The sequence below is a fragment of the Pseudoalteromonas marina genome (assembly GCF_000238335.3).
Classification (GTDB): domain Bacteria; phylum Pseudomonadota; class Gammaproteobacteria; order Enterobacterales; family Alteromonadaceae; genus Pseudoalteromonas; species Pseudoalteromonas marina.
The window spans coordinates 239311-266308 of sequence record NZ_AHCB03000012.1; the positions used below are offsets into that span (position 1 = coordinate 239311).

Annotated in this window: 19 protein-coding genes; all 19 read left to right on the forward strand. The window is 40.8% G+C overall.

The genetic code is table 11. From position 1 onward, the window contains the following. The first annotated feature begins 2 nt into the window (after nt 1-2). The 19 genes from tssM (at nt 3) to PMAN_RS17100 (ending at nt 26997) form a co-directional block, all read left to right on the forward strand. Nucleotides 3-3674: a type VI secretion system membrane subunit TssM gene (tssM, locus tag PMAN_RS17010; protein WP_010556897.1), complete on the forward strand. Its 3672-nt coding sequence runs from the start codon at nt 3-5 to the stop codon at nt 3672-3674. 11 nt (nt 3675-3685) lie between these two features. Then, nucleotides 3686-4678 (forward strand): type VI secretion system-associated protein TagF, encoded by a 993-nt coding sequence (gene tagF / locus PMAN_RS17015; RefSeq protein ID WP_010556896.1) that lies wholly within the window; start codon nt 3686-3688, stop codon nt 4676-4678. Continuing rightward, nucleotides 4675-6246 carry a TssA family type VI secretion system protein gene (locus PMAN_RS17020; RefSeq protein WP_008129950.1) on the forward strand — a complete coding sequence of 524 codons (1572 nt, stop codon included), beginning with the start codon at nt 4675-4677 and terminating at the stop codon, nt 6244-6246. The genes tagF and PMAN_RS17020 overlap by 4 nt, the downstream gene beginning before the upstream one ends. A gap of 76 nt (nt 6247-6322) precedes the next feature. After that, nucleotides 6323-6844 (forward strand): type VI secretion system contractile sheath small subunit, encoded by a 522-nt coding sequence (gene tssB, locus PMAN_RS17025; RefSeq protein ID WP_006792573.1) that lies wholly within the window; start codon nt 6323-6325, stop codon nt 6842-6844. Nucleotides 6845-6854: 10 nt separating this feature from the next. Then, nucleotides 6855-8381: a type VI secretion system contractile sheath large subunit gene (gene tssC / locus PMAN_RS17030; RefSeq protein ID WP_006792574.1), complete on the forward strand. Its 1527-nt coding sequence runs from the start codon at nt 6855-6857 to the stop codon at nt 8379-8381. Between the two features lie 254 nt (nt 8382-8635). Then, a complete protein-coding gene (locus PMAN_RS17035) occupies nt 8636-9121 on the forward strand; it encodes an Hcp family type VI secretion system effector (RefSeq protein ID WP_006792575.1) in 486 nt (161 codons plus the stop codon). 56 nt (nt 9122-9177) lie between these two features. After that, nucleotides 9178-9585 carry a type VI secretion system baseplate subunit TssE gene (tssE, locus tag PMAN_RS17040; RefSeq protein ID WP_006792576.1) on the forward strand — a complete coding sequence of 136 codons (408 nt, stop codon included), beginning with the start codon at nt 9178-9180 and terminating at the stop codon, nt 9583-9585. Between the two features lie 22 nt (nt 9586-9607). Next, complete coding sequence (tssF, locus tag PMAN_RS17045; protein WP_010556895.1) at nt 9608-11326, forward strand: type VI secretion system baseplate subunit TssF; 1719 nt, start codon at nt 9608-9610, stop codon at nt 11324-11326. Next, a complete protein-coding gene (tssG, locus tag PMAN_RS17050) occupies nt 11323-12303 on the forward strand; it encodes a type VI secretion system baseplate subunit TssG (RefSeq protein WP_006792578.1) in 981 nt (326 codons plus the stop codon). The genes tssF and tssG overlap by 4 nt, the downstream gene beginning before the upstream one ends. 18 nt (nt 12304-12321) lie before the next feature. Beyond that, nucleotides 12322-15054 (forward strand): type VI secretion system ATPase TssH, encoded by a 2733-nt coding sequence (gene tssH / locus PMAN_RS17055; RefSeq protein WP_010556894.1) that lies wholly within the window; start codon nt 12322-12324, stop codon nt 15052-15054. A 25-nt stretch (nt 15055-15079) separates the two neighbouring features. After that, nucleotides 15080-17101: a type VI secretion system tip protein TssI/VgrG gene (locus tag PMAN_RS17060; RefSeq protein WP_010556893.1), complete on the forward strand. Its 2022-nt coding sequence runs from the start codon at nt 15080-15082 to the stop codon at nt 17099-17101. Nucleotides 17102-17118: 17 nt separating this feature from the next. After that, nucleotides 17119-17535, forward strand: coding sequence for a hypothetical protein (locus tag PMAN_RS17065; RefSeq protein ID WP_010556892.1), 417 nt, complete (start codon nt 17119-17121; stop codon nt 17533-17535). 4 nt (nt 17536-17539) lie between these two features. Beyond that, on the forward strand, nt 17540-18691 hold the full coding sequence (locus tag PMAN_RS17070; RefSeq protein WP_010556891.1) for a hypothetical protein: 1152 nt from the start codon (nt 17540-17542) through the stop codon (nt 18689-18691). Beyond that, nucleotides 18684-19715, forward strand: coding sequence for a DUF2169 family type VI secretion system accessory protein (locus PMAN_RS17075; protein ID WP_010556890.1), 1032 nt, complete (start codon nt 18684-18686; stop codon nt 19713-19715). The genes PMAN_RS17070 and PMAN_RS17075 overlap by 8 nt, the downstream gene beginning before the upstream one ends. Then, nucleotides 19705-20601: a hypothetical protein gene (locus PMAN_RS17080; protein WP_010556889.1), complete on the forward strand. Its 897-nt coding sequence runs from the start codon at nt 19705-19707 to the stop codon at nt 20599-20601. Before PMAN_RS17075 ends, PMAN_RS17080 begins: the two co-directional genes overlap by 11 nt. Then, the gene (locus tag PMAN_RS17085) at nt 20601-21677 is read left to right on the forward strand and encodes a DUF4150 domain-containing protein (protein WP_010556888.1); all 1077 of its coding nucleotides are present in this window, start codon (nt 20601-20603) and stop codon (nt 21675-21677) included. The genes PMAN_RS17080 and PMAN_RS17085 overlap by 1 nt, the downstream gene beginning before the upstream one ends. Nucleotide 21678: 1 nt before the next feature. Then, nucleotides 21679-24915, forward strand: a complete 3237-nt coding sequence (locus PMAN_RS17090; RefSeq protein ID WP_010556887.1) for a hypothetical protein — start codon at nt 21679-21681, stop codon at nt 24913-24915. Nucleotides 24916-24924: 9 nt separating this feature from the next. Further along, nucleotides 24925-25908, forward strand: a complete 984-nt coding sequence (locus PMAN_RS17095; protein ID WP_010556886.1) for a hypothetical protein — start codon at nt 24925-24927, stop codon at nt 25906-25908. Between the two features lie 105 nt (nt 25909-26013). Continuing rightward, nucleotides 26014-26997 carry a hypothetical protein gene (locus PMAN_RS17100; protein WP_010556885.1) on the forward strand — a complete coding sequence of 328 codons (984 nt, stop codon included), beginning with the start codon at nt 26014-26016 and terminating at the stop codon, nt 26995-26997. The last annotated feature ends 1 nt before the right edge of the window (nt 26998 follow it).

Sequence of the window (26998 nt, forward strand, 5' to 3'; positions counted from 1 at the left end):
CAATGCAGGGAAGAGTTAATAAAAGCGGTTTAGTCCATTTTTTACTGGGCTTAGTATCATCGCGTGCAACGGGTCAGTTAATTGGGTTAATTGCCGTTTTAAGTATTGTGTGGTTTGCCGGTCGTATGGTGGGTTTAGACACCACTGACAAAAAGCTTATTGCTATGGGTGCCGTTACCGCTGTTTTTATACTATTTATTTTTATTCGTTGGTTATGGACTAAACGTTCTGGTGATAAATTAGCGTCTGAGCTTGCTAGTCATAATGCGGGTTCTAGCGCTGAACTTGATGAAATAAAAGATAAAATGCAAGAAGCATTGGGATCTTTAAAAGCTTCTCATTTAGGAGCTGGTTACAGAGGTAACACAGCATTATATGCATTACCTTGGTATATGATCATTGGCCCTTCTGCGGCGGGTAAAAGTACTTTATTTGCAAACTCAGGGTTGCATTTTCCATATTCTAACTCAAGCGAACTGCATATTCAGGGCTTTGGTGGTACTCGTAATTGTGATTGGTGGTTTTCAGATCAGGCCATTTTAATTGACACCGCAGGTCGTTACACCACAGAGCAATCTGAAAACAAAGAGTGGTTATCTTTTTTATCTTTACTTAAAAAATACCGTCCTAAATTACCTATTAACGGTGTGATGGTCGCCATTAGTGTGGCAGATGTTTTAACGTCAGATAGCGAAGAAATTCGTCAACATGTGAAGCTCGTACGCGAGCGTATTGAAGAATTGATTACACAGCTAGGTGTTATTTTTCCTGTGTATATTACCTTCACTAAAACCGATTTAATTAGTGGTTTTGAACCCTTCTTTAGTGACTTGTCTGAACAAGAACGCGAACAAGTGTTTGGTGCCTATTTACTTGATATTAGTGAAGATCAAAAAAATGATCCGGCTGAAATGTTTGAAGTTCGCATGCAAGACCTGTACGAACGCTTATGTGAACAACGTTTAAGTAAGGTTGCACGTGAAAGAAATGAACATCGTAAGCAACTTATTTTAGATTTTCCTAATCAATTTAAATCAGCGTCCACCAAGCTTACAGAATTTGTAAACTTATTATTTAAATCTAACCCGTATCAAGAGGTTCCTTGGTTTGCTGGTGTTTACTTTACATCAGGCACACAAGAGGGAACGCCAATAGAGCGTATAACCAACGGAGTCAGAGACCAATTTGGCGCTGTAATTGTTGAGCAAAAACAAGAAAGCATTACGCAAAGTTACTTTATTAACCGCGTTTTTAACGATGTTATTTTTAAACTGCAAGATTTAACTCGTGGAAATAGAAAAAAACGTCTTGTTGGGCGTTGGTTAAAAGGGTTAACCGTTACATCAGGGTTAGCGTCTATTGCAGCAATTACGGCTTTATTGATTACGTCTTACACAAGTAATCAGTTACTGCTAAATCAAGGTGAAGCGCGCGTTAAAGCCGTTGTTGAAGCCAGTGTCAATAAAGCAAAAGATGAGCAAAAGTTAGCAGCTACGCTCGCATTGTTCGATCATTATGGCCAATTGCGCAGTTACGAAGATTCTCTACCTTGGTATTTTATTTTTGGCATTTATGAAGGCGACGAAACACTTGATAGTGTAGCTAATGTTTTATTTAACCAAATGAACCAGCTTATTACTTATCCGGGTGAAGAGCGTTTACTTACTCAAATTAAACAATACGAAACTCAGTGGTTAGAAGATGAAGATGAGGCAAAAGCAACCATACGCCAAGCCTACTATGATGCGTTAAAAATGCATTTAATGATGAGTACTAACCCTGAAAATATGTCATCTGAATTTGCAAAAGAGCAGTTACTTAACTTTATTGCAGAGCACTTTAATATTGACATAAACGCCGAAGAGCAAGCACCTATTTATACTCAACTAAGTAGTTTAGTTGACATGTATTTAGAAAATATGGGCAATGATATTGAGCAACCAGGTAACATTGTTTTTTGGCAATCTAACGAAACCTCTATCGCGTTAGCGCGTGAAAACCTAAACACCCAGCCTGAGGCGTTCCCGCTATATCAACAAGTTATTACAAGCTTTGCTGAGCGCAAAAAGCCACTACTTTTAAATAACTTTATGGCTTCTAAAAATCGTGATGTGTTCAAAAGTAAATACAAAATACCTTACGTGTACACAAATTTAGGCTGGGAAGAATATGTTTTTCCAGAAATTAAACGTATTTCTCGTTTAGTGTTTTCTGGCGATTGGGTTATGGGAACAAGTAATGACTCGGGCCAAAATGTGGTAGATGAAGCACAAGCTGAAACTCTAGCTAAAGCAATGCGCGCCTATTACTTTAAAGATTATGGCAACACGTGGTTTGAGTTTCTTGATAGCGTGAAAATGCCAGCTTTTAGAGATTTAAATGACGCCAGTATTGATTTTGCGCGCCTTTCGTCAATGGATGGCCCTTTTAATGACCTAATGAAATTAGTGAGTGACAATATTACGCCGGCAGATGCGCCACTTAAAAGCCAAGCATCAATCGGTAAAACAGCGTCAGATGTTGCTAATAAATTAGCGCTAAACACACCAACAATTACGCAGATCAGTACTGTTAGAGCACCAGAACTTGAAAGCCGCTTTGCTGATTTAAGGCGTTTTGCACAGGCAAACGCTCAAGAAAACTCATCAGACTACTTAAGGCAATATATTAGTTCGTTAAGCAGTATTCATTCTGATATTAAGGCAATGGCCGCCAGCAATGAAGATGACGCTCAAGCGATGATTTTTGCTCAAGAGCTACTCTCTGGTAATAGTCAAAGTAATGCATTGCAGTCGTCGTGGATTATTATTGAAAGCCAAACTCGCGCGCTTGACCCGCAAACTAAAGAAACGTTAGATGCCTTGTTTAAAGCGCCGCTTCATGCGGGTATTGCAACGATTATGGCCAAAGCCCGGACTCAGTTAAATCAAGAGTGGGAAAACCAAGTTTACACTATGTATAACAGCAGCTTAGCTGGCAAATATCCGTTTAATTTAACGGGGCCTGATGCGGCAATTGCTGATGTTTCAGAATTTTTAAACGCTGAAACGGGCATTTTATGGGGCTTTATAAATACGCAACTTAAACCGTTTATGAAAGTTCGCCGTGGTGTTTGGGAAGAAAAGCAATGGAATGGTGTTGGCATTGGTTTTAGCCCTCAATTATTAGATGGATTAACTAAGGCAACTAAAGTAACGCGTTCGTTATTTGTAAATGGAGCGGATAGCGCAGGGTTTACATTCCAAATGATGCCTGTGCCAGTTAGAGGTATTCGTGAAACTTACTTAGGCTTTAGCGAGCAGGGATACCGTTACCGAAATGAACCAGAAGAGTGGCGTAACTTTTCATGGCCAGGGCGCGGTGCTGCAGAAAAAGCAGTGTTGTATGGCCTTGATAATAAAGGGCGCAGAATCTCAATTGCACAAGATGGCCCATGGGCGTTATTAAAAGTACTTAACTCAGCCAATGTTAAATGGATTAAAGGTACTGAATTTTTAGCAACATGGGAGTTAAAAGATAAATCTGAAGAGCCGCTTACGGTGCAGTTTTCTCTTAAATCAGGACGCAACAGCGGTATATTTTCTAAGTACATGCTTACGTCGTTTGCGCTTCCTAGCAACTTGTTCTCACAAACGCCAACGTTGGCTCAATCGCAGTCGCGAACGATGCAATAGGCGGCTGACCAATGTTTAATTTATTTACTAAAAAGAAAACACCGACCCTAGTAAAGCAACATGCATTTGGTTTTATGGGTAAGACACCCATTAGGCCAGATTTTGTAAAGCTTAATATTTCATCGCGTGAGTCAGTCTCTTTTGATCATTGGCTACAAGAAGGGTTTGCGCATTTAAATAGAGGTCGAAAAGCAAGTGATACTCATCATTTAAATGGATGTAAATCGTTGTTTTTTATTTCGGGTAATGCAGACGATGGTGGTTTACTCGGGGTGCTACAACCGAGTACTGACAGCAGCGGTCGTTTTTACCCATTTAGCTCATTTGTGCACAGCGGTTTAGAAACGTATAAACGTCATCCTGCTTTTTTGTTTTTATTTGCAAGCCAAGTAATTGAACACTTATTGGGTGTGAATGAAAATATTAAAAATGCGTCAAATATTAATGAGATGGAGCAAAAGGCTCAGGGTTATAACTTGGTAGCTAATTCGCTTAAACAGCAACCAAATTTAACTCAAGAGTTAGACAAACTCAGAACAATTCCGATGAGTGTTTTTTGGGATCATTTAGAAATAAATGATATTGCTAAACGCGCAATTCTTATTGAAGAGCTTTCAATCGTTTTAAAATCCATTGCTAATAGAGGCTGCTTAAGAAGCCAATTTGGTATTCGTTTACCTATGCCTCGCTTTACGCACGAAAGTGCATTAGTAGCTGGTTTTTGGTTGCACTTAGTCGCCTCAATGGTGGCAGATCATAATTGGCAACCTTGGTTTTTTTATCAATTAGGTGATGAAAACCAATCTCCTAGCTTAACTATTTTTTGTAGGCCTATTCCAGCCTCGTACTTTAATAGTGTGTGGGAGTGCGATAAAAAATCGAACGATATTATTGATTTATGTAACCTAAAAGTCGAAAAACAACCATCATCACAAACACTTAATTTTGCTGATATGGATAATGTAAGTGTATATGACGCGCTTCGCCGTTGGTGTAAATCATGAGTTTAAAAGCACCGCATACGCACACCACATGGATTGAATGGCTTGAGGCTTTGAGTTCGCCACTTTTAGGAAACAAATGTGGTGAAGATTTAAAGTACGAAGAAACATTTAAAGCATTAAAAGCCTCTTCCTCTGGAGTAGGTGAAGTTGACTTTAAAATGATGTTTATTCAAGCAACCGATCTTATTAATACGCAAAGTAAAGATCTGCGTATTGTGAGTTATTTGGCACTTGCGGCAACCAGTGAGTTTGGTGTGACTGGCCTCACTCATACACTTTTATTGTTTAATCGTTTATTAACCACCTTTCCAGACGAAGTGCACCCGCTTAAAGCAAGAATGCGAAGTGCGGTAAATACCTGGTTTTTACAGCAGCAAGAGCGTTTAAAAGGGGTTGCCCAAGGTCATAATACTAACCCAGAGCAATGGCCAGAGCTTGTTGCTGCATTAAAACAATATAACGAGCAATGTGTTGCTGTGCTTGATAGTGAGTCAGGCCCATTATCAACATTAAACGATTGGGCTCACGAGCAAGAAAAACGCAATCCGGTACCCGTTGTTGAGCCTGAAAAAGTTGAGCCAGTAAAAGAGCTCGAACAAACGACAGTTAATAATGCTGTGCAAAGTGCGCCTAAGGCTGATGAGCCAAGTACAAATGCGGCACCCGCGCGTTCTCAAGTTACTGTAAATACTAACGATATAGCATCAGATACCGCATATTTAGCGGCTATCAGGCAGTTATTAAACTTTGACAAAGAGCAAAATAACATTGAACGCGTAGTGAAATTATCACGCGCAGCACGGTGGACTAAATTATCTTTACCTGCAAATGAAAATGGTAAAACACGCCTCCCAGCTCCGCGTGCAGCCGCATTCGCCCCTATTGAAAATGCCTTGGCGAGCGACCAACCAGAGCAAGCCTTAAATTTAGCTGAAGGCTTATTTATGGAAGGTGCTATGCAATTTAATTTAAATCTGCAAATTCTTACATTAAATGCTTTAAAAAAACTAAACAAAGGACACCTTGTTCATTGGTTAGAGCAACAGCTTGTTAATTTAAACGAGCAGTTTCCGGCTTTAACATCACTGCAATACGACGATAGCAGTGCGCTATGTTCACCCGTCAATAAAGAATTTATAAGAGAGCTTGCTAATTCATTCAATACTGACTCCACCAGTACCCAAAGTAACTTATTTGATGAGCAATACGTTGAGTTAGTCGAGGAAGTTGAAAAAGGTCAATTGTCGAGTGCGTTAAAAAAAGTAGATGAAATAACCATTTTAAATGCTTTTGATAAAGCGCAAGCACAGTTATTGAAGGCGAAGTTATTAATAAAGGCTGAGCACTATGAACATGCTTTGTCTTTATTAAATGTATTACTTGAACAAATAAACGCGCACGATTTAGCGCAATGGCAACAATGTTTTTGCATGGAAGTATGGCGATTCTCCAAGCAGTGTTATGCAAGTTTGTCACAAACGCCAGAAGATGAAATGAGTTTAGCTGCTAAACATATTAGTCAGCAAATGATGGTAACTGATCCCGCACAAGCATTAAGTTGGGTTTAGTTACAAGGGCCTGACTAATATGTCGAGGTTTAATTGGAATTGAGACGGTAGATAACCAAACTGCAAAGGAAAAAACATGAGTGATACATTTCAAAAAGAGATCCCACGAGCTCGGATCAATATTTCGTTAGAGCTTGATACAGACGGCGCTTCGCAAAAAAGTGAATTACCGTTAAAAATGTTAGTGATTGGTGACTATTCAAATGGTCAAAATAGCCAGGAACTTTCTGAGCGCGAGCGAGTAACAATTAATAAAAATAACATTGAGCAAGTGCTAAAAGATATGGCGCCTAAAGCTAACTTTCAGGTTGCTAACAAAATTAAAGGCGACGGCGAAATTAACGTTAACCTTGAGTTTGACTCTTTTAAATCGTTTGATCCTGAGTCGGTTGCAGCACAGGTGCCTGAACTTAATAAAATGATGGCAATGCGTAATTTACTACGTGATCTTAAATCTAACTTATTAGACAACTCATCACTGCGTAAAGAGCTTGAGCGTGTATTACAAAATCAGCCTGAACTTGATGAACTAAAAGCAAAACTTGACGAAATTGCACCACTTGCGTCTGAAGAAGAAAAACAACCCGTAACGGAATAAGGAGGTTACCATGTCAATGCAAGAACAATTAAATGTAGCTGCACATACGACAGAGCAAGCTGCTTTATCTACCTACGAAAGCATTTGTGGAATGGTTGATATTTCACCTGTTGCAGATGAAATTAAACTAGACTCATTCAGAGACGCCAGCAACCTTGCTGAAACACGTGCTAATGAGCGCTTAACAGCAGCCATTAACGTATTTTTAGATATGGCCGGTAGCAGCGATCAAGAAGTAACGCGCATAGATAAACTGCTTTTAGATGATTACATTGCAAAAGTAGATACAATTATCTCTCAGCAGTTAGACCAAATATTACATAACCCAAGCTTTCAAAAAATGGAATCAGCTTGGCGTTCACTTCGTTATTTAATTAACCACACGCCTAATAACGCAAATATTAAAATTGAAATGCTTGATGTTGATAAAGAAACATTAAGAGACGACTTTGAAGAAGCGCCAGATACAACACAATCTGCGTTATACAAACACGTATACACGTCAGACTACGATACGCCGGGTGGCGAGCCTGTATCAACCATGGTATCTAACTTTGAGTTTGATTGTTCTGCACCAGATGTTTCGTTACTACAAGAAATATCGCGTGTTTCAGCGGCGGCTCACTGTCCATTTATGGGGAGCGTTGGTCCTAAATTTTTCTTGAAAGATTCACTTGAAGAAGTATCAAAAATTCAAGATTTAGGTTCTTACATGGAGCGTGCGGAGTTTCTTCGTTGGAAAAACTTCCGCGAATCAGAAGACTCTCGCTACATTGGCCTAGCATTCCCACGATTTTTACTGCGTTTACCATACGGTGAAACAAATCCTCTTCGTAACTTTAATTACCAAGAAGATGTTAATGCACAGCATCATGAGCGCTACTTATGGGGTAATGCTACGTTTGCATTTGCTGCCAATATTATTCGTAGCTTCCATGACAACGGTTGGGCTGTAAATATTCGTGGTCCGCAATCGGGTGGTAAAGTTGAAAACCTTCCTCTTCACTCGTTTGAAGCAGGTAAAGGGTCTGAAACTAAAATACCTACCGAAGTGCTTATTTCTGAAACGAAAGAGCTTGAATTTGCTAACCAAGGGTTTATTCCACTTAGTTACTATAAAAATTCAGATTTTGCGTGTTTCTTCTCTGCTAACAGTGCACAAAAGCCACAAGTACTTGAAACCAGTGAAGCAACAGCAAATGCACGCATTAACTCGCGTTTACCGTATATTTTCTTAGTGTCGCGCATAGCGCACTACTTAAAAGTTTTACAGCGCGAAAACATTGGTTCGAGCAAGCCACGTCATGAACTAGAGCAACAGCTAAATGATTGGCTAGGCGCTTTGGTAACTAAAATGAATAACCCAGATGAGTCACTTATTGCAACGCATCCGTTAAAAGATGCAAAAGTAACCGTGTCAGAAATTCCGGGTAACCCGGGTTACTACCGCGTAAGTACCTATATTGTGCCGCATTTCCAAGTTGAAGGAATTGACGTTCGTTTAGCGCTAGTAGGGCAGATGCCTGGCGAAAAATGAACTGCCAAGCCGCCGATGAAACGCATTTAACGCAGGCTTTATAGTGTAAATACGTCAATTTGGTGAGTAGCTGGTTGGTGTACTTAAAGAATATAGACTAATGGTCTGAAAAGTTGCCCCAAGTTGGTTGCACCCAACTTGGGACATATTCCCCAGTGGCATGAAGCAGAGGGCTTTTTGGGGGGCATAAACAGTGATGTTTATGCCAATGCCAACTAACAGGAAACACTTCATTCTAAAAGGAGAATAATGAAATGGCAATTCCAGCGTACATGTGGTTAAAGGATGACCAAGGTAATGACATCAAAGGTTCTGTAACAGTTGCAGAACGTGAAGGTTCAATTGAGATCCTACACTTTGATCATGAACTTCGTATCCCTACGGATAATGATACTGGTGAACTTACAGGTACTCGTAAGCATGAACCTTTTGTTATTACAAAAGCGGTTGATGCATCTACACCGTACTTGTACAAAGCGTGTTCAAACGGTCAAACACTTAAGCAACTTGAGCTTAAATGGTACCGTATTGATGACACAGGGACTGAGCGTGAATATTTCTGCCACAAGTTGGAAGACGTAAAAATCACTTCAATCTCACCAACAATGCACAACGTTAAAGACTTAGACAAGGAGCGTTACCCGCACCTTGAAACAGTTTGCCTACGTTACAAGCGCATTACTTGGACTTACTTAGATGGCAACATCGAGTTCTCTGACTCTTGGACTGAAGGTCGTTAATTAGTCAGTACTTATTAAGGATATGCGAAAGCATATCCTTTTATTGAGATCCAAATATGGCGTTATTCGATTTTTTAACTCAACCCGTTATTCGCAATGGTCATCAGGGCTTTGAAACTGATGAGCAAGCCAGTGTGTGCAAGCATTTAAATGAGCTTTTAAATGCCCGCAGAGGCGTTTTAAAGCACTTAACCGACTATGGCTTACCCGATGTAGAAGATATTTACGAAGGGCTTCCTTATTCGCAACACACATTAGCGTTTGAAGTTAAAAAATTGATAGAAAAATACGAACCCCGCGTTCGCTATGCAAATGTAACACCGGTCGAAATTAAAGAAGACAACTGTGTAATTAGGCTCGATATACAAGCTTTTCTAACCAGTGGACAAAGTATTAAGTTAAATACGCGGTTTGAGTCGGGCGGTAAAGCAGATGTTATACAGCACGCAAAAAATAATAACTAATGTAGTTCAAAAGGATTGATGAATGCAGCAATATTTTGATGCACAAATGCGCTTACTTACTCAGGCTGGCAAGCAATTTGCTCAGTTTTATCCTGAGCACGCAGGTATGCTTAATATTGATGCATTAAAAGACAGAGATCCGCATATTGAGCGTTTATTAGAGGGGGTTGCTTATTTAACGGCGCATACTCAAAAACGCTTAGATGAATCTGTGCCGGAGGTATCTGAGCAGGTGTTGCGTCAGCTGTGTCCTATTTTGTTAAGTTATTTTCCTTCCAGTACGGTGGTACAGTTTTCTCCTAAATTAGCAATGCAAAAAACGCACACTATTGAGAAGGGGTTGCAGTTAAACCCGCCAACAGGTAAGTCGGATGGCAAAAAAATTATATTTACGACCACGCACAGTTTAGATGTTGTGCCTCTAGATGTTGAGCATGTGCAATATCAAGAGTCGCACTTGGGTGCGGAGCTAAGAATTGGACTCAAATTTGTATGCCAAGGTGAGCGTAGTAACTTTGATTTATCTACACTTAATTTTTATTTGCGCGGTGATACACCTTTATGTAGCGCATTATTTCAATTACTAAAAACACCTAACAAGCAGGCCGAACTCGACTTTGGTGCCAATCACTTTGAATATAATAAAAAGCTTAAGGCAAAAGGGTGTAATGCCAGTTATTTAGATATTGACGGCGCATTACTTCCTAGCGCGGCTAAAAGCCACCCAGGGTATGCTTTATTACTTGATTACTTTAATGCCAAAGATCGTTTTTACTTTTTAAGTTTTGATGGTTTAAAAAATGAAGAGTTTCCTGAGCATATAGACCGCTTTGAAATTGTATTCAGAGGGGATAAAAAGCTTCCTCCGGGACACCAATTAAGTAAAGAAAATATACTAATAAATTGCGTACCCGCTATTAACTTGTTTAGCCAAGCAGCAGAGCCAATAAAAATAGAACCTAATAGAACCGATTACATGATAAGCGCGGATCAAGCACGCACCGACCATGTATTTAGCTATACCGTTGACGAAGTAGCAGGGCGTAATTCGGTAACAGGTCAAACTCACGAATACACCCCCCGCTACCAAAGTGTATTTGAAGACGAAAAAAAGCTATTTACCGTCCTAACTAAAGACGTAGGCGCTGCGGCACCAACGCATTACTTACAATTGCCTTTTAATTTAAATGACGAAAAAGAAACGCTATCGATTGATCTAACTGCATTTAATGCAGGTTGGCCGCGTCAATTATTACAAGAAGGCGATTTAAATGAAGGGGGCAAAGATATGCCCAATATTGTTGATGTTAAAAATGTTATTCGTCCAACAAACTACTTAGCATGCCCAAGTCAGCCAAAACACTGGCAGCTTATTAGCTTATTAAATGTAAAGTTTTCACAAATTACACAGGTAACTGAACTTAAAAGGTTGCTTGTATTATTTGATTGGTCAAATAAGGCCGAAAACCGATTAAGAATTGAAAGTATTTTAAAAATATCAGCAACGCCTATCAGCCAAATTAAGCGAGGCATTTTTATCAAAGGGGTTGACGTACTAATTGATATTGATGAAAGCAAGTTTGTTGGAGACGCAGACCTATACCACTTTTGTAATGTACTGCACGAGTTCTTTTTGATGTACGCACCTATAAACGAAAGCGTACAAACGCGAGTTAACGCAATTCCAAGTTATAAGTCGTGGTGTTGGGATATTGAGCCGGGTAAGAGTTACCAGCTATGAATTCGTCAAGCAATTACGTACATCCTGTTTGGTCTAAATTACCTCCAGCGATTGAGGGTTTAATTGCTGAACCCTGGCGCTTTAATTTATTTAAAGCAATGAGCCTAATAGAAAAACACTGGGCTGCGCCGCAAGAGCTTGATCATGGCATAAGTAGCCGTGTTGTTTTTAAATCACACAAAGAACTGGGTTTTCCTGCAACCGATGTTCGCGAATGTGTATTAGAAAACGAAGGTAGAGGAAAACTCAGTTTATCGACGTCATTTTTGGGTTTATATGGCGTAGACGCGCCCATGCCCCATTACGTGTTAGAGCAAGCAGCAAGTGATGAGCAAAGCGGTGATCGAGTACGCCAGTTTTTAGATATTTTTAATCATGTTTTGTATTGTCAGTTATTTCAGGCTTGGAAAAAGTCTCAAATTAATATTGCAGGCAGAGGCGCGAATCAATTTGATGATTTAGTTAAATCTATTTTATTAGGTAAAACAGATCAAAAAATTCAGTGTGGCATTGCAAGCTTAAAGCAAACAAGTGCAGCGGGTTTAGCGCAACTACTTAAGCACAGCTTAAACATAGACACATTAAAAGTTGACGATACACGAGCCAATTGGCAACACGTAGATACCCCAAGCGCAATAGGCGAAGAAAACCAAATGGTATTGGGCAATTCTGCTGTATTGGGAACCCAGGTGTTGGTTAGCGGTAGTGTTTTAACAATTGATATAGGGCCAGTCAGTAGCGATGTAGCCATAAGCCTTTCACCAAGGAGTGAAGAAGGAATAAAAATGGCCGCTTTGCTTAGTGCGCATTTACCAAGCAATGTTGAGTGGGTATGCCAAATAAAAGTAGCAAATGACGCTGTTTCAGAGCAGCTCATTGGTCAGCAATCGTTAGTACTAGGACATAATTCATATTTAGGGGCCGCAGCTGCAAATACAACAACTCATAGCTACAGCCATCAACAGTATAAACACTAAGGAATTAAGGATAAAAAAATGGATGCTAAAGGCATAAAACAACTTATAGATAAATTAAATGGCCATACTGCTACTGCACTTGAATCAGCTGCAGGTTTTGCCAGTAGCCGCAGTCACTTTGAAGTACTTCCAGAGCATTTGCTTATTAAATTAATGGAAGAGGGCAGTAATGGTGATCTTGAGCACATTTTTCATTTTTTTAATGTTAATCAAGATGCTGTTTGGCATGAGTTACTAGACTTTTTAAATAGGCAGCCAGCGGGTAACCAAAGTAAGCCTACATTTTCGCGTCGTTTATATGAATGGCTAGAGCGCGCATGGTTAAGTGCAAATGTTCAGCATAAGAGTGATTTTATAACGGGTGCTGCTCTAGTTGACTCTTTAACTGAATTGTTACCATACAGCCCAGTGCTTCAGCTACCAGCACTGCTTGATAAAATTGACTCACGCTTTTTAGCCGAAAACTTGGAAAAAATATGTCAGCAATCGTCTGAGCGTTTAAACCCTGCAGCTAAATCACAATCAGCCAATAAATCAGAAAACTCAAACGACAGTGCTGCACTGGATGAATATTGCGAAGATTTAACGGCTAAAGCAGAACAAGGAAAAATAGATCCTGTACTGGGCCGTAATGACGAAATTAGAATGATGGTCGATGTGTTATGCCGTCGCAGAAAAAACAACCCTATTTTGGTAGGTGACCCAGGTGTTGGTAAAACTGCGGTTGTAGAAGGGTTTGCACAACGAATTGTTGATGGCCAAGTACCACAAGACCTGCAGGGTGTTCGCCTTTTAGTGCTTGATATGGGGTTACTACAGGCAGGAGCGGGTGTTAAAGGTGAATTTGAACGCCGCTTAAAAGCCGTGATTGATGAAGTAAAAAACTCTTCAACGCCAATCATTATGTTTATTGATGAAGCACATACGCTTATAGGTGCTGGTGGCGATGCAGGCATGAGTGACGCTGCAAACTTATTAAAACCGGCGCTTGCTCGTGGTGAGCTCAGAACTGTAGCTGCAACAACGTGGAGCGAGTATAAAAAATACTTTGAACGTGATGCTGCATTAGAACGTCGTTTTCAGCTTATTAAAGTTGATGAGCCTACAGAGCAAGCGGCTCAGCTTATGCTTGCGGGCTTAAAAGACAAATACCAGCAGCATCATAATATTCAAATAACCGATGATGCTATTGAAGCGGCTGTGGTTTTATCTTCGCGTTATATAACAGGGCGCTATTTACCAGATAAAGCCATTGATGTACTTGATACCGCTGCGGCGCGTGTGCGTATGTCGTTTGCGACAGACCCTGCAGCAATAGAAGCAGAACGTGAACACATAAATTATTTAGAAACCAGAATAAATAGCCTAAATATAGAGTTAGGCCAAGGCTTGGCGGTTGATCAAGATAAACTAACGCACCTAGTAGAAGAGTTAGTTAATGCCCAGAGTAAATTAGCTGAGTTGACACACTCGCGCGAATCGCAAATATCAACCTTAAGCCAAATTAACGAAATAAAACAAGCAAGCGATAAAGACCTTGATAGCGAATCGTTATTAATGCTTCGCCAGTCACTCAAAGAGCAAAATACGCAAGACAATGGTTTATTTAGTGAAGTAGATGCCGATGCCGTTGCGCAAATTATTTCACAGTGGACCGGCGTGCCAGTAGGAGCAATGGTTAAAGATCAAATTAGTAATTTGATTAATTTAGAAGCCACCATAGGCCAAGAAGTAATAGGTCAGCAGGCGGGGATTGCAAAAATTGCGCAAACGCTCAGAGTAAGTAAAGCAGGTGTAAGTAACGATGAAGGTCCGCTTGGCGTATTTTTATTAGCGGGTCCATCGGGCGTAGGTAAAACAGAAACAGCGCGTTGTTTAGCTAAACAGTTATTTGGTGGAGACAAATTTTTAACCACAATAAACATGAGTGAATACCAAGAGTCACATACTGTGTCGCAGCTTAAAGGTTCACCACCAGGGTATGTAGGTTACGGCGAAGGCGGTGTGTTAACTGAAGCCGTAAGACAGCGCCCGTACTCTGTTATTTTGCTCGATGAAGTAGAAAAAGCGCATAAAGACGTGATGAATATGTTTTACCAAGTGTTTGAGCGTGGCAGCATGCGCGATGGTGAAGGTCGCGAAATAGACTTTAAAAACACCGTTATTATCATGACATCCAACTTAGGATCTGCTGAGCTAATTGACGCCTGCACACCACCTACGGTAATAGACTTAAGTCCAAAAGAGGACGACGAAGAGTCGCAACAAACTGAGCACGAAGCGGCAATTAACGAAGCGCTCAATCCAGCGCAAGCACCTATTAACGAGGACGGAACACCTTGGTCAGTGCCTACTATTGGCGCGCTTACGGATTTAATAAAACCTCAATTACTTGCTTTTTTTGCACCCGCTTTATTAGCCCGAATGCAGGTTATTCCTTACTTAGCACTCGACTCTGATGCATTACAGTCAATTGTTAGCTTAAAACTCGAAGCCATCGCTAATCGTTTACACGAAAACCATAAAATGCAGTTACGCGTAGATGCCAGTGTGCTTGAAAAGCTAACCACTCAATGCACGCTTTCTGACAGCGGTGCACGTATGGTTAATGCGGTCATTGAACAGCAAATACTGCCAGGGATAGCCAAATCAATTTTAGAATTTATGGCAGAAGAAGACATGCCAGACATTTTAACGTTAGCTGTTGATGAGCAAGACGAAATTACAGCAACATTTGCCGATAATGCGTAAATAAAAGGACAACAAAATGGGATTCATGGACGTATTTAACGAATTAAAAGCCAGCTCAAGTCATTTTAGTGTTGCAATACAAGGCATGCCCGACGGCATGGTGTATGTAACCGACTTTGAGTCTAAAAACGATCGTTTATGTGAAGACTATGAATTTAAAATCCAAGTTTTGAGCCCAGAGCATTTAACGTCTGATATGTTAATAGGAAAAGACGTATCGCTTTCTATGGTGTGGTCGATGACTGACCGCACTATATCAGGATTAATAAGCGGGTTTATAGCTCATGGACAAAGTCACCAAGGGTATCATTATACCTTGGTCATGAACTCCCATTTAACGCTCCTTAAACATCAGCACTCTAACCGTGTATTTACTGCCATGGATGCAGGTAAAATAATTAGCAGTGTGTTTAAAAAAGCAGGGTTCCCTACTCAAAAATTAAGTGTTCAGGCAAGTTCGAGTTCACTTGATATGACCGTTCAATACAACGAAACAGATTACGAGTTTGTAACCCGATTAATGCGTAAATACGGCTTTGTGTATAGCTTTATTGAGCAAACAGGCGGTGACTGTACACTGCATATATGTAATGACTCTAAAGATATTGCGCAAAAATTTGATGAGGTTAATTTAAGTTACATTCCGCCTTCGGGGCAAGTTAGAACAAGTGAATCAATATTTGCGATAAGCAGGCAAGCACAATTGTTTCCACAAAGTACACACTTAAACGACTACAACTACCAAGCACCAGGAAATTTACAAGTATCGCAAAATAATAGTGCATCGGTAACAGGGTTTGGTGAAGACAGCCATTATGGCGACAACTATGCGCAATCAGGAGATGGGCAAACACTTGCAACTATTAGGCAGCAGGCGTTTGATTGCCAGCGCGAGCAAATAATAGTTGATACCGATTGCAGAGCTTTACGCCCTGGCATGCGCTTAAATATTTATGACCACCCAGAGCACGATGGGCAATACTTAGTAACACGTGTTGAGCATAAAGGCAGCCAAAATGCAGCCGTTGAATATGGCTCTAATGTTAAAGGCCTAACGTATAAAAACCAAGCGTACTTAATTAGTGTTGACCAAGTGTACAAAGCTCCATTAATTCCCGCCAGACGAGTATTTGCAACCTTTAACGCATTAATTGAACAAGAAATAGATGACAAAGGTAATTACGTTGTAAAGCTGCCTTTTAACCAAGATGGCGAAGGGCAAGAAAGCCGATCAACACGCTTAATGCAACCGTATGGAGGCAGTGGCCATGGTATGCACTTTCCGTTAACACAGGGCACAGAAGTACTCGTTTGTGGAGAAAATGGCGATTTAGACAGGCCCATTATTTTGGGGGCACTTTATAATCAAAATGCGCCTAACCCAGTTACAAGCCAAAACCCAACAGAAAACAAACTGGTGACCAAAGCGGGGCACAGTTTTGTAATGGACGACAAAAAAGGCGAAGAAAAAATAAGCCTTGCCAATAAAAATAATAAAAATCAGTTACTGCTTGATGCAACAAACGGTGCACATCAAGCAACGCTTAAGTCGGTTGATGGTGACGTAAAAATTTCGGCAAAAGAAAACCTGCAATTTGTAGCTGAGAATGACGCTAATTTTACCGTGGCAAATAACTTTACTACCCGTGTTGAAAACAACCTGCAAATTCAAACGCGTGAAGGTGATATTACCGTCACCTCAGCAGCCGATTTAAGTTTAAAGTCGACGGCCAATACGCGCATTGAAGCAACCGACGGCAGTTTAGAATTAAAAGCAGCACAAGAGCTTAAAGTGCAAGCCCAGCAAGATGTAAGTGTTTACTCTGTTGACGGAAACCTTGAACTTCAAGCGCCACAGGGCGATTTAGAGCTTAATAGTGGCAATAACATTACTATAAAAGCCAATGGTCAGGGCTCTATTCAATTGAGCCAAGGCGGAGCAAGTATTGAAATAGATGCAGCGGGCAACTTAACGATTGATGCCACTAATTTAACGCTGAGCGCCACTAATATAGCTATTAAAGGCAGTGCAATTAGTAACAACTAAGTTAAAGGAGTAATTTAATGAGTGCACAAGTTAAAAGTATTTTTAATGATCAGCAAATACTTGCGTTAGTGAACCGTGTTGACCGTTTAGGAAAGGTTAAAGCCGTTTTGATAAACAATGTAGCCCATGAAATTATCGCGCAGGCTGCACACATAACACCATGTAAAACTAACGACACCGTACTACTCACTCATACCTCACAAGGGTTTGTAGTAACGGCCGTATTAGCAAGTAAAGACCAAGCCCCTGCTGCACTAATAAAAAACAGCGAAGGGCACATCACAATTGAAGCGCAGCAAAGCATAACGCTGCAAACGGCTAAGGGCCTTATAGAAATATTTGCTGACGGTACTATTGTGCTCGAAGGGCAAGATATAACGGCAAACAGCGAGCAAGACCTAACCTTGGCTGGTTGGCCAATTAGGCTTAACTAACGCCATGTTTGCACAGGTCACCAAAGTTAAACAGCACAAACAACGTTTAACCACATTACTAAAACATAAACAAAAATTGCAACAGCAAGGGGTGTATTCGCTTGCGCGTTTAAACGTGATTGAAAGCCAATTACTTAACCACTTATACACATTAAGTGACTTAAAAAGTGAAGCGCCAACAGATTACTTTTCGGGCAAAAATCTTTCTGAGGTTAGCACACTAACGCTCGATGAATTTATTCAACTTGCGCTTAATAATGCAGAACGCAGCGATATTTACACCCTACTTATACAAACGCTTAATTTTGAACACACTCGCAATAGCGACGAAACGTTTGACGAGTTAAAGTCGACAGAAAACTTGGGTTACTACACCTTATTAAAGTATTTAATAAGCTACTGGCAAATAAGTGAAAACAAAGCACTGCGCAATAGCCTTATAAGTGAAAAAGAAGTTCTTGATGAAAGCATAACGACCTTACTTTTTTCCCAGTCGTTGGGGGAGGCAGAGCAAAACAGCGCCATGCTGCACCCCAATTTTAACATTGCGTATGCCGCTTTAGTGAATGCGTATTGCACTAAAGCTGACCATGTATCAGACATGTTATTTAAAGTATTTGCAAAAACGAGTGATGACTCACACAAAGCTAAGCTACTTGCATTAGCAGGCTTCACTAACGATCCCCGCTGGGACGAACCGTGTTTTTTATTTTGTAAAGCCAACCCAGACCAATGTGAATATGTATTAAGCCACTTTGTTTATAAGCGTGCACTGCCTCTTTTTATTAATTTAATGGCGCAAGGGGTAACCCAAAAGCCAGCCTACGCTGCATGGCTAACCATTACCAATCGTGAGCTTGCAAAAGCAGACAAAATGTCAGCAGTAAATACAGGTATAGCCCCTCAAAGCGGCTTAAATTTAGACGATGCAGAACACGCAAGGCAAACTTTTGCGCTCACCCCAGGAGAGCAGTTACTCAATGGCATAAGCTTTACAAGCAGCAATGCCGCTCAGCAGTTAAAAGGTCTGGGTGGAACAGTAGTACAACGTGTTTTAGCTACACATTATGAGCCCCAACAAGCGTGCGCATTATATCATTTATTACTGAGTGCTAATCAATGGCAGCAAATTGTAAAGGAGACTACAAATGCTTAATAACTTCTCTCCTTGGCAGGCTAGCTTTTTTGATGGCTGGTTGCACGACCGCACGCAGGCTAAAGTAGTGCTTGTTAAACAAAATTTTGAGTTTGACGAGCAAGGTAATGTCACACCAATCAATCCGGGTGACGAAATAATATTAGCAGATGATTATTACAACGAGCCCGCTAACTCATCACTCAGAGAAGTAAACGAACAGGTTGCATTTAAAACGGGTTTTGAAGTGTATGGCAACTTTACAGCCTATCCGCCAAAAGCAACAAAAGCCCGCGTAATAGAGGTGGAGCTTGCCCTTTATGAACACACAAAGCCCCTGTTTAATAAACGTTTACGTGTTACAGGCACGCGTTTTTGGAAACGCTCATTGTTAGGGCCCGTTGCCACCGACCCACTCATAATTAAACCAACGCCTGTTGATTACAGCCATGCATTTGGAGGCAAAAACCTCAATGACGATACCGACTACTTACTAGAAAACCCATTAGGCAGCGGTTATAAACTAAAAAATAAACACGCGGTAGGGCAGCAATTACCGTGTATTGAATATGCAAAAGAGCTTTTACGTAAGCCAAGCCATACAACACCGGTTGCTAGTTTTTCGGCCATTCCATCGCATTGGTCACCCCGAGTAGAACTTATACCAGAAATAGATCAAAAAGCACTTATGGCGGGTAACTACCCGTTTAAAACGCAGCTTAACGAATTTTTTAATAACACCGCACCGATAGATCAGCGGGTAAATAAAAAATTTACACAAGGCTGGGCTTTTACACTATCGGGTTTGTATCCACTGCAAGAATATGGCCAGCAACAGCGGGTAAACCTTCCTTTTGAAGAGCCCATAGTACAAATTGTGAATACACTTAATAGGCATACATTGGCCATGCACTGCGACACATTGGTTATTGACTCAGACTCACAGCAGTTTTCTTTACTATGGCGAGGGCATATTGATGCAATAAATGTTGCAGAAAATAGCCAAATAATTGTGGCAAAAAAGGAAAGCAACAATGACGTTTGATGTACTTTGCCACATAAATGCAACGGGATCCGCTGCAAGCAGCTTGTACACAGCGGTTGCAAACCAAATGCTGTTTTCTAAACCAAGCAAAGCGCTAATACGGTGCGACATAAGTTTAGACGCCCCTTACATAATGGTCGAAATAGATGAGCTAGCTCAGTTAGACAGGCAAACTAAATGCCTGCTTTTATTAAGCCAATTACTCGAACATATTGATATACCCACGCTTAGGCAAACATCGCGCATTAGCCAAATTGTGTTTGTACTCCCTCAAGACGAACTAGGCAACCCTGTTATCGATAACGACACACTCGCTGAGCTACTGTCTGAAATGATTTTGCAGCAAGTGCCCGACTTTAACCAAACTACAACGCTTGATTTAAAAAGCATAGCGCCCGATACGCTCATAATTGCAGTAGATTCGTGTGTAAGCTACCAATATGTAAGCAACCAGGCCAAAAATAACGCGGTGCAAGTATTAAACGGCCCGCCTGGTATTATAAATGGTGAAGGTGGATACGCATTACTAACTCATTTACAAGGCAGCCTTAGCGCACAATTTTATAGTGGTGAAATAAACGAGCAGCTTAACCAGGCACAGGCTTGCGTTAATAATACTTACCTATTTGCAGGTAAAGACTCGTTAGCATGGCAAAAAAAATGGTTTGCCAATACACAAACACTCTATAGCCCAGAAGACGAGCTAATAGAACTTGCCAATTTAAATAACACGATTGGCTATCAAGGTGTTGCAAACGACCCTGCAGGGCTTGCCCTCGCAAATAGCTATTTAAATAACCCACTAAATAAAGGGTTACAGCATGTTTTTTTATTATTTAATTCACCCAGTGATCAATTAATAAAAATTTCAAGGAGTGAAACTTAATGCCCTACATTAATGCAATGGCAGGTAAACAAACAGGCACTGTGCAATACGATATTGACGCACTCACAGCCGATGTACGTAGCGGTGGCTCTGTAACATGGCGACACAACAACCCTACTTTATTAGGGTTAAATAACAGCGCCCGAAGTAATGGCGCGTTAGGAAAAGCAAATGGCATAGCCATATTTGAAGACCGAGCCAGCGGCGACGCCGCATTTTTAGCCGAAATTGGCCGCCCCAAATACCGCGAAAAAACACTCGGTGAAATGGTTAATACCTTCATACCCGACTTCATAATTCCACCCACGCAATGGGATAGCCAAAAAAACGAGCCCATATTGCCGTGGAATGAGTCGCAAACCAATATGGATGTTAATAAACCCATTACCAATGCCCAAGCATTTTTAGATTTAGTATCAAGCCACCTAGGTTGGGAAGCCGGCACTCAAGCGCAATTAATTAAAGATTCGCAAGCGCAAGCCGCGCAAGTGGCCACCGTGTCTGGTCAAAATGTATTAATTAATGGCCGAACGGCAGTACACACAGATAGCGGCGGAAAGTTAACCACTATTGATGTGTGTTTAACCACCGTGGGCACAAGTGTTATACCTATTCCTTACGCAAACAAAGCGCAAACAAGCGATATTACAAGCGTAGCAAGCTCAGTAAAAATAAATGGTAATGGCGCGGGTAATATAAAAAGTTACTTTTCGCAAAGTAGCGGGGATTCACCCGGCGATAAAAAGGGCATTGCAAGCGGTACAAACGACGGCAAAGCCGAGTTTATATTAGGCTCATTTAATGTGCTGATTGAAGGCAAGCCCGCAGTACGCCAAGGCGATTTAATGATATCAAACGCTAAAAACACCCCACCTATGCCGCTAGCGCAATCAGGTGGCGCATCACCAAGAGGGTTAAGTGTGCAAGTGAGGGATTTAGGCGCAGAAAGCGAAGACCCAGCAGAGGCTGTTTACAACGTGAATGCACCATCCAGTTCTGAATTATTAGGGCAAGGTCATTTTGAAGTGTCGCAAGGCGGGCAGAAATCTTCACGCATGTTAAATCAAGGAGAATAATGTGACGGTACAATATGTTCATAAGCCTAAAATTGCTGATGATACGCAACAGTGTGCGCTTGATTTAAAAATGCCAACTTTAGGCGGTGAAGTCTGTGTGATCCCGTATGGCCAAGCCGCGACTCAAAAGCAATCTGCCCCTAAACAAATGGTAGAGTTGCCAGATTTAGTGGCGGTCGACTTATTGGTGTTTAAGGATCCAAGCCTTGATAAAAGTAAAGCAGGTAATGCTGAATTTATTCCAATGTTTAAAGGAAAAGATAAACTGGGAGAAAATGAGGCCATTGGCTATTTTTATATATTTATAAATGGATTTTTATGGCGTGAAGTAGCAGCTTTACCACAAGGTGCATTAAGTGAGGTTGATTTAAGGCTATATCACGACAAAAACTTTCGCTCGTTTAATACCGCTAATGCATTTGAGTTAGTCATTCCTACTAGAGCTATTGGTTTATTATCTACAAGTACAAGTGCTGATGTGCCCGGTTTACAAATTGCTTTTTCGAGAGTGCAATGGTCATGGGATTATATAAACAAAATGGGCGGCATGTGGCCAAGCGATACTCGCTTTGATAAAAGCCCTCAGTTATCAAAATGTGAAAACATAAATCAAGCAACGGATAATCGTGCGGCGCGGATGCAATCTATCGACCTAACGAGTGCCCCAAGCTGGGCAAGTATAGAAAATATGGGGGCGCCAAATAGCAAGCCCTGTATTTATGTTCATGACTTAGTGGGTATTGCGCAGTCACAAAAATTGGATGCCGACTATGAGCTACACTTGCTCAAAGAACATCAAGCTATTTTGCAGCGTAACCCATTTTACAAATCAGCAATGCTTGCCCATCAGTTGTTTTTAAATGAAAAGCTATGGGAAACCAAGCTCACAACCCCTCCTACAGGAAGGCAAGTTGAATACCCAACATTGGTATTAAAAGATGAGCAAAGTGAACAAGCCCGTGATGCTGGTAGACATTTATCACCCGACGAGTTAGAAAAATATTTAGTTGGTTTAAATCCTGATTGGATCATTGAGCGCTTAGATAATTACATTGTCGCACGTAAACATTTACAAGGCTTACACGAGTCGAAATGCAGTCAATCAGATCAACCTTTTAGTAATATATGTTCGGGTAATCTGGTTCAAGCCCCCCCCAGCTGGCAAGCCGTAATGTGTGACTTTTCCACGTTATCACCTTGCGGGTATCCGTTTGCATTTGAGTTTTGCCATGAGCAATTAGCAAGCTTAATGTTACCCAACACACTCATACCGGCATTTATACCCGCGTTAACTAATGACACTGAAAAACAGCGGCTATCAAGCGAATTAAATGAGTTATTCAATAACGGTAAAGCTTATAACGAGGGATTAGTGGGGGATGACAGCTCTTGGCTCAATGTACAGTTTTGCCCAAATGATGACTTATACGGGCAAAACTTAAGTGCAGCCACCGCAGATGAAGATAAAATAGGCCAAGAGCTCGGGGCTTTTGATCCACGAAAGCTGCAACAAGAGTTAAAAAATGCTGAGCTAAAACAACCAGACATTCCAGCACTTTTTGTAGAGTCTCGATTGCTCTCGGTTATTGAAAAAATTCTCTCAGAAACACTCATGTATTGGGAACGAATTTTTAAAGAACGAGCATTTGCAGGGCGTGAGGAACGCTTATTTTATGCCCGAGTAGGCTCATTAGCTAAAAGCTTTGACGTATCACCACTGCACGATATTCAACTTCATGATATGGACGCTGTGCCCAGTGATAGAATGATCATAAGTATGAGCTTTGTGCGCCACCCGCTTATTGAAAAAATAAAATCAACGAAAGGGCGAGCTGCGCTTAAAAATGCATTAGCCAGTATCGCCAAAGGCAAACCCGTTAATAATAACCAGCTGATCACCATTGCCCGTGAGCTCCATATGGATATGAACCCAGAAGGGTCGGCTCAATTTAAAACGCAAAGTGGTCAGCCTTATATGCTCAAGCAAGTACGCGCAGAAATATTGCAAATGCTCAACGAGGTCAATGATATTCAAGGCACGTTTAAAACAGTATCTGGTATGGTAGGTAAAGTACTTACCGTACCTACAGGCGATACCCCAGCAAGTATAGTGTATGAACATAACCGAGACTTAGCCCCCGCAGTAGCAGCCAGAATGGTCTCACCAAATAATTTCGGCAAAGTGTGGTTTGAAACAAAGCGAGGTTCATCCATTGCACTACTCGCTTTAACAGGCATCACCGCCTGTTACATCTACGCAGAATATGAAAAGGAGTTTGGTAGCAAAGACGTTGGTTATCAAACAATGAAACATATTGCTGTTATAGGTGGAGTTATCGCAGCTGTTGGTTCTGTATGGGAGAATTACTCATCAGCAGCAGGCAATAGCGAGCTTACAAAAGCGCGTTTAGATAAGATAGCTAAAAATATAAACAAACCCGGTAAGGAACTTGTTAAGTTCACTTATTTAAGAACCTTTGGCGGTGTTATGGGCATATTTATGTCTGGCGTGCAAATTGCTGATGCGGTGGAAATGTGGAATAAGCATGACCGAGATGCCGCAACAGTGAACATGATAGCCGGTATGATGGGCATGACATCAGCTATTTATGGTGCAATATTCGCAAGCATGGGCCCTATTGGCTGGGGGCTATTTTTAGGCAGTATTGTACTCTCAATTGTAGCTGTCAGCTTAATGGATACTGAGGCCGAAAAGTGGTGTAAATTTGGCCCATTTGCAAAAAATAAAAAAGGTATATGGCAGGGTGAGCATGGTGCTGAGTATAATGATTTTTCAAACCCAGATAGTTACCATAAATTTATTATGGCTGTGCTGTTTTCGCCCAAAGCGGACTATACCGAAGTCGCTAAAAATCAATACACCGTAGAGGTGAGCATTCCTAACTTTAACAAAGGGGAGTCAGAACTCGCATTTAAATTTGGCTATAAGTTAAAAAACCTGTTAACCCCTCATAGTGTTGAGAATAAAAATTATAGTTATACAGGCGTTACAGGCATAAAAGAATACCAACCAGTTTATGATGAAAAGGGCGAATTAATTAAAGCGCTGTATACAGTTAACGTTGATTTTGATAATCCAAGGCAGGTACTTAAAATAGATAAAGTAAGGCCATTCCCAGAGCTAAGGTATGATAAAAACCTTACATTACCTCTAGATTTTGAGGCAATAGCAACACCTATCGAAAATCCGAGTTATCCAAATCCATGGGTTGTATAAAGGAGTATTATGAGTATTTTTAAATATTTGGGTGGAACCCTACCCAGAAAAACAGTCTTTAACCAATTTTTCGAGCAAGGTAATACACTCGACCTGCAAACAAAATTTAGTGGCTTATGCTTGTTAGCTAAATGGTATTACACAAAAAAAACGACCATAGAAAAAAATCCCCAACGATTTCAAACTCACTCATGTGGCAATAGTCCAATTAGACTTTTATTGTTTGGCCCAATGTTCTTGGGGTTTTGTGGTAGTGTGGCTGTCGGAATATTTAGTATTGTTTATCCTTTATCTGAGGATAGTTTTCCATGGTGGTTTTTATATTTAGTACTAGGCTGGAACTTATTATTTTTAAATTTATTTCCTCTTTGGGATTTGGTATTTTCACCTAAATATGCCTATTTTGACCGCCTTACAGGCAAGGTGGGTTATACCTTTGATATTCCCGGTTGCGACGAGCGGGATGAATTTGGTAATTGCTGCTTTGCTTGGCGTGATATGAAGTGTGTATTGGTAAACCAAAGCACCGACCAAGGGGGCTCTCGCGCCTTTTTCCCAGTGATATCACACAAAGACAGAGATAAATACCCAGATACCAAAATGACCATAGTGGTCACTGAACTTGCACAAAACCCTATCTATTGTTTGTTATTTTGGGAGCGCTTGGTGCGTTTTATGGATAATACCAAGCCATTACCCGATATCCCAGAATACGAAGGCTACAGGCACCTTGACCCAATTACCGCTGAGTTTGATAAACAAAACAATCGCCCAGAAGTGTACTGGCGTGATATGAGCTTTAAACAACAAACCGAAATTTATGATGAGCTGTACAAAGATGCCTGCGAAATAGACTGGTATAACGATACCCCACAACCCGAAATCACCCAGCCGTGGCAACGCTGGACCCCTGAGCCTGAACGTAAAGAAACCTTAAATTGGAAATACAAAGCCAAGCGGTTATTTATCCAGCTAACCTGTGGTTTACCGTAAATAGCCATTTCTAAGATTTTTACCTTATAACGCTCTTTAACAATTAGAAAAGGAATTCAAGCCTAGGCGGTATATGCTGCCTAGGTTTACTAAGATAGAAAAAATATGAGTATATTAAAGTACTTAGGTGGAGCTTTACCCAGGAAAACAGTCTTTAACCAATTTTTCGAGCAAGGTAATACACTCGACCTGCAAACAAAATTTAGTGGCTTATGCTTGTTAGCTAAATGGTATTACACAAAAAAAACAACTATTGAGAAAAATCCGCAACGTTTTCAAACTCACTCATGCAGCAATAGTCCAATTAGGCTACTCTTGTTTGGCCCTATGTTTTTGGGGTTTGTAGGGAGCTGTGTTGTTGCACTGTTTATTTTGGTATATCCATTTTCAGAGGATCCTTTTTCATGGTGGTTTTTATATTTAGTACTAGGCTGGAACTTATTATTTTTAAATTTATTTCCTCTTTGGGATTTGGTATTTCCACCTAAATATGCCTATTTTGACCGCCTTACAGGCAAAGTGGGTTATACCTTTGATATTCCCAGATGCGACGAGCGGGATGAATTTGGTAATTGCTGCTTTGCTTGGCGTGATATGAAGTGTGTATTGGTAAACCAAAGCACCGACCAAGGGGGCTCTCGCGCCTTTTTCCCGGTGATATCGCACAAAGACAGAGATAAATACCCAGATACCAAAATGACCATAGTGGTCACTGAACTTGCACAAAACCCTATCTATTGTTTGTTGTTTTGGGAGCGCTTAGTGCGCTTTATGGATAACACCAAGCCATTACCTGACATTCCAGAATACGAAGGCTACAGGCACCTTGACCCAATTACCGCTGAGTTTGATAAACACAACAATCGTCCAGAAGTGTACTGGCGTGATATGAGCTTTAAACAACAAACCGAAATTTATGATGAGCTGTACAAAGATGCCTGCGAAATAGATTGGTATAACGATGCCCCACAACCCGAAATCACCAAACCTTGGCAACGCTGGACCCCTGAGCCTGAACGTAAAGAAACCTTAAATTGGAAATACAAAGCCAAACGGTTATTTATCCAGCTAACCTGTGGTTTACCGTAAA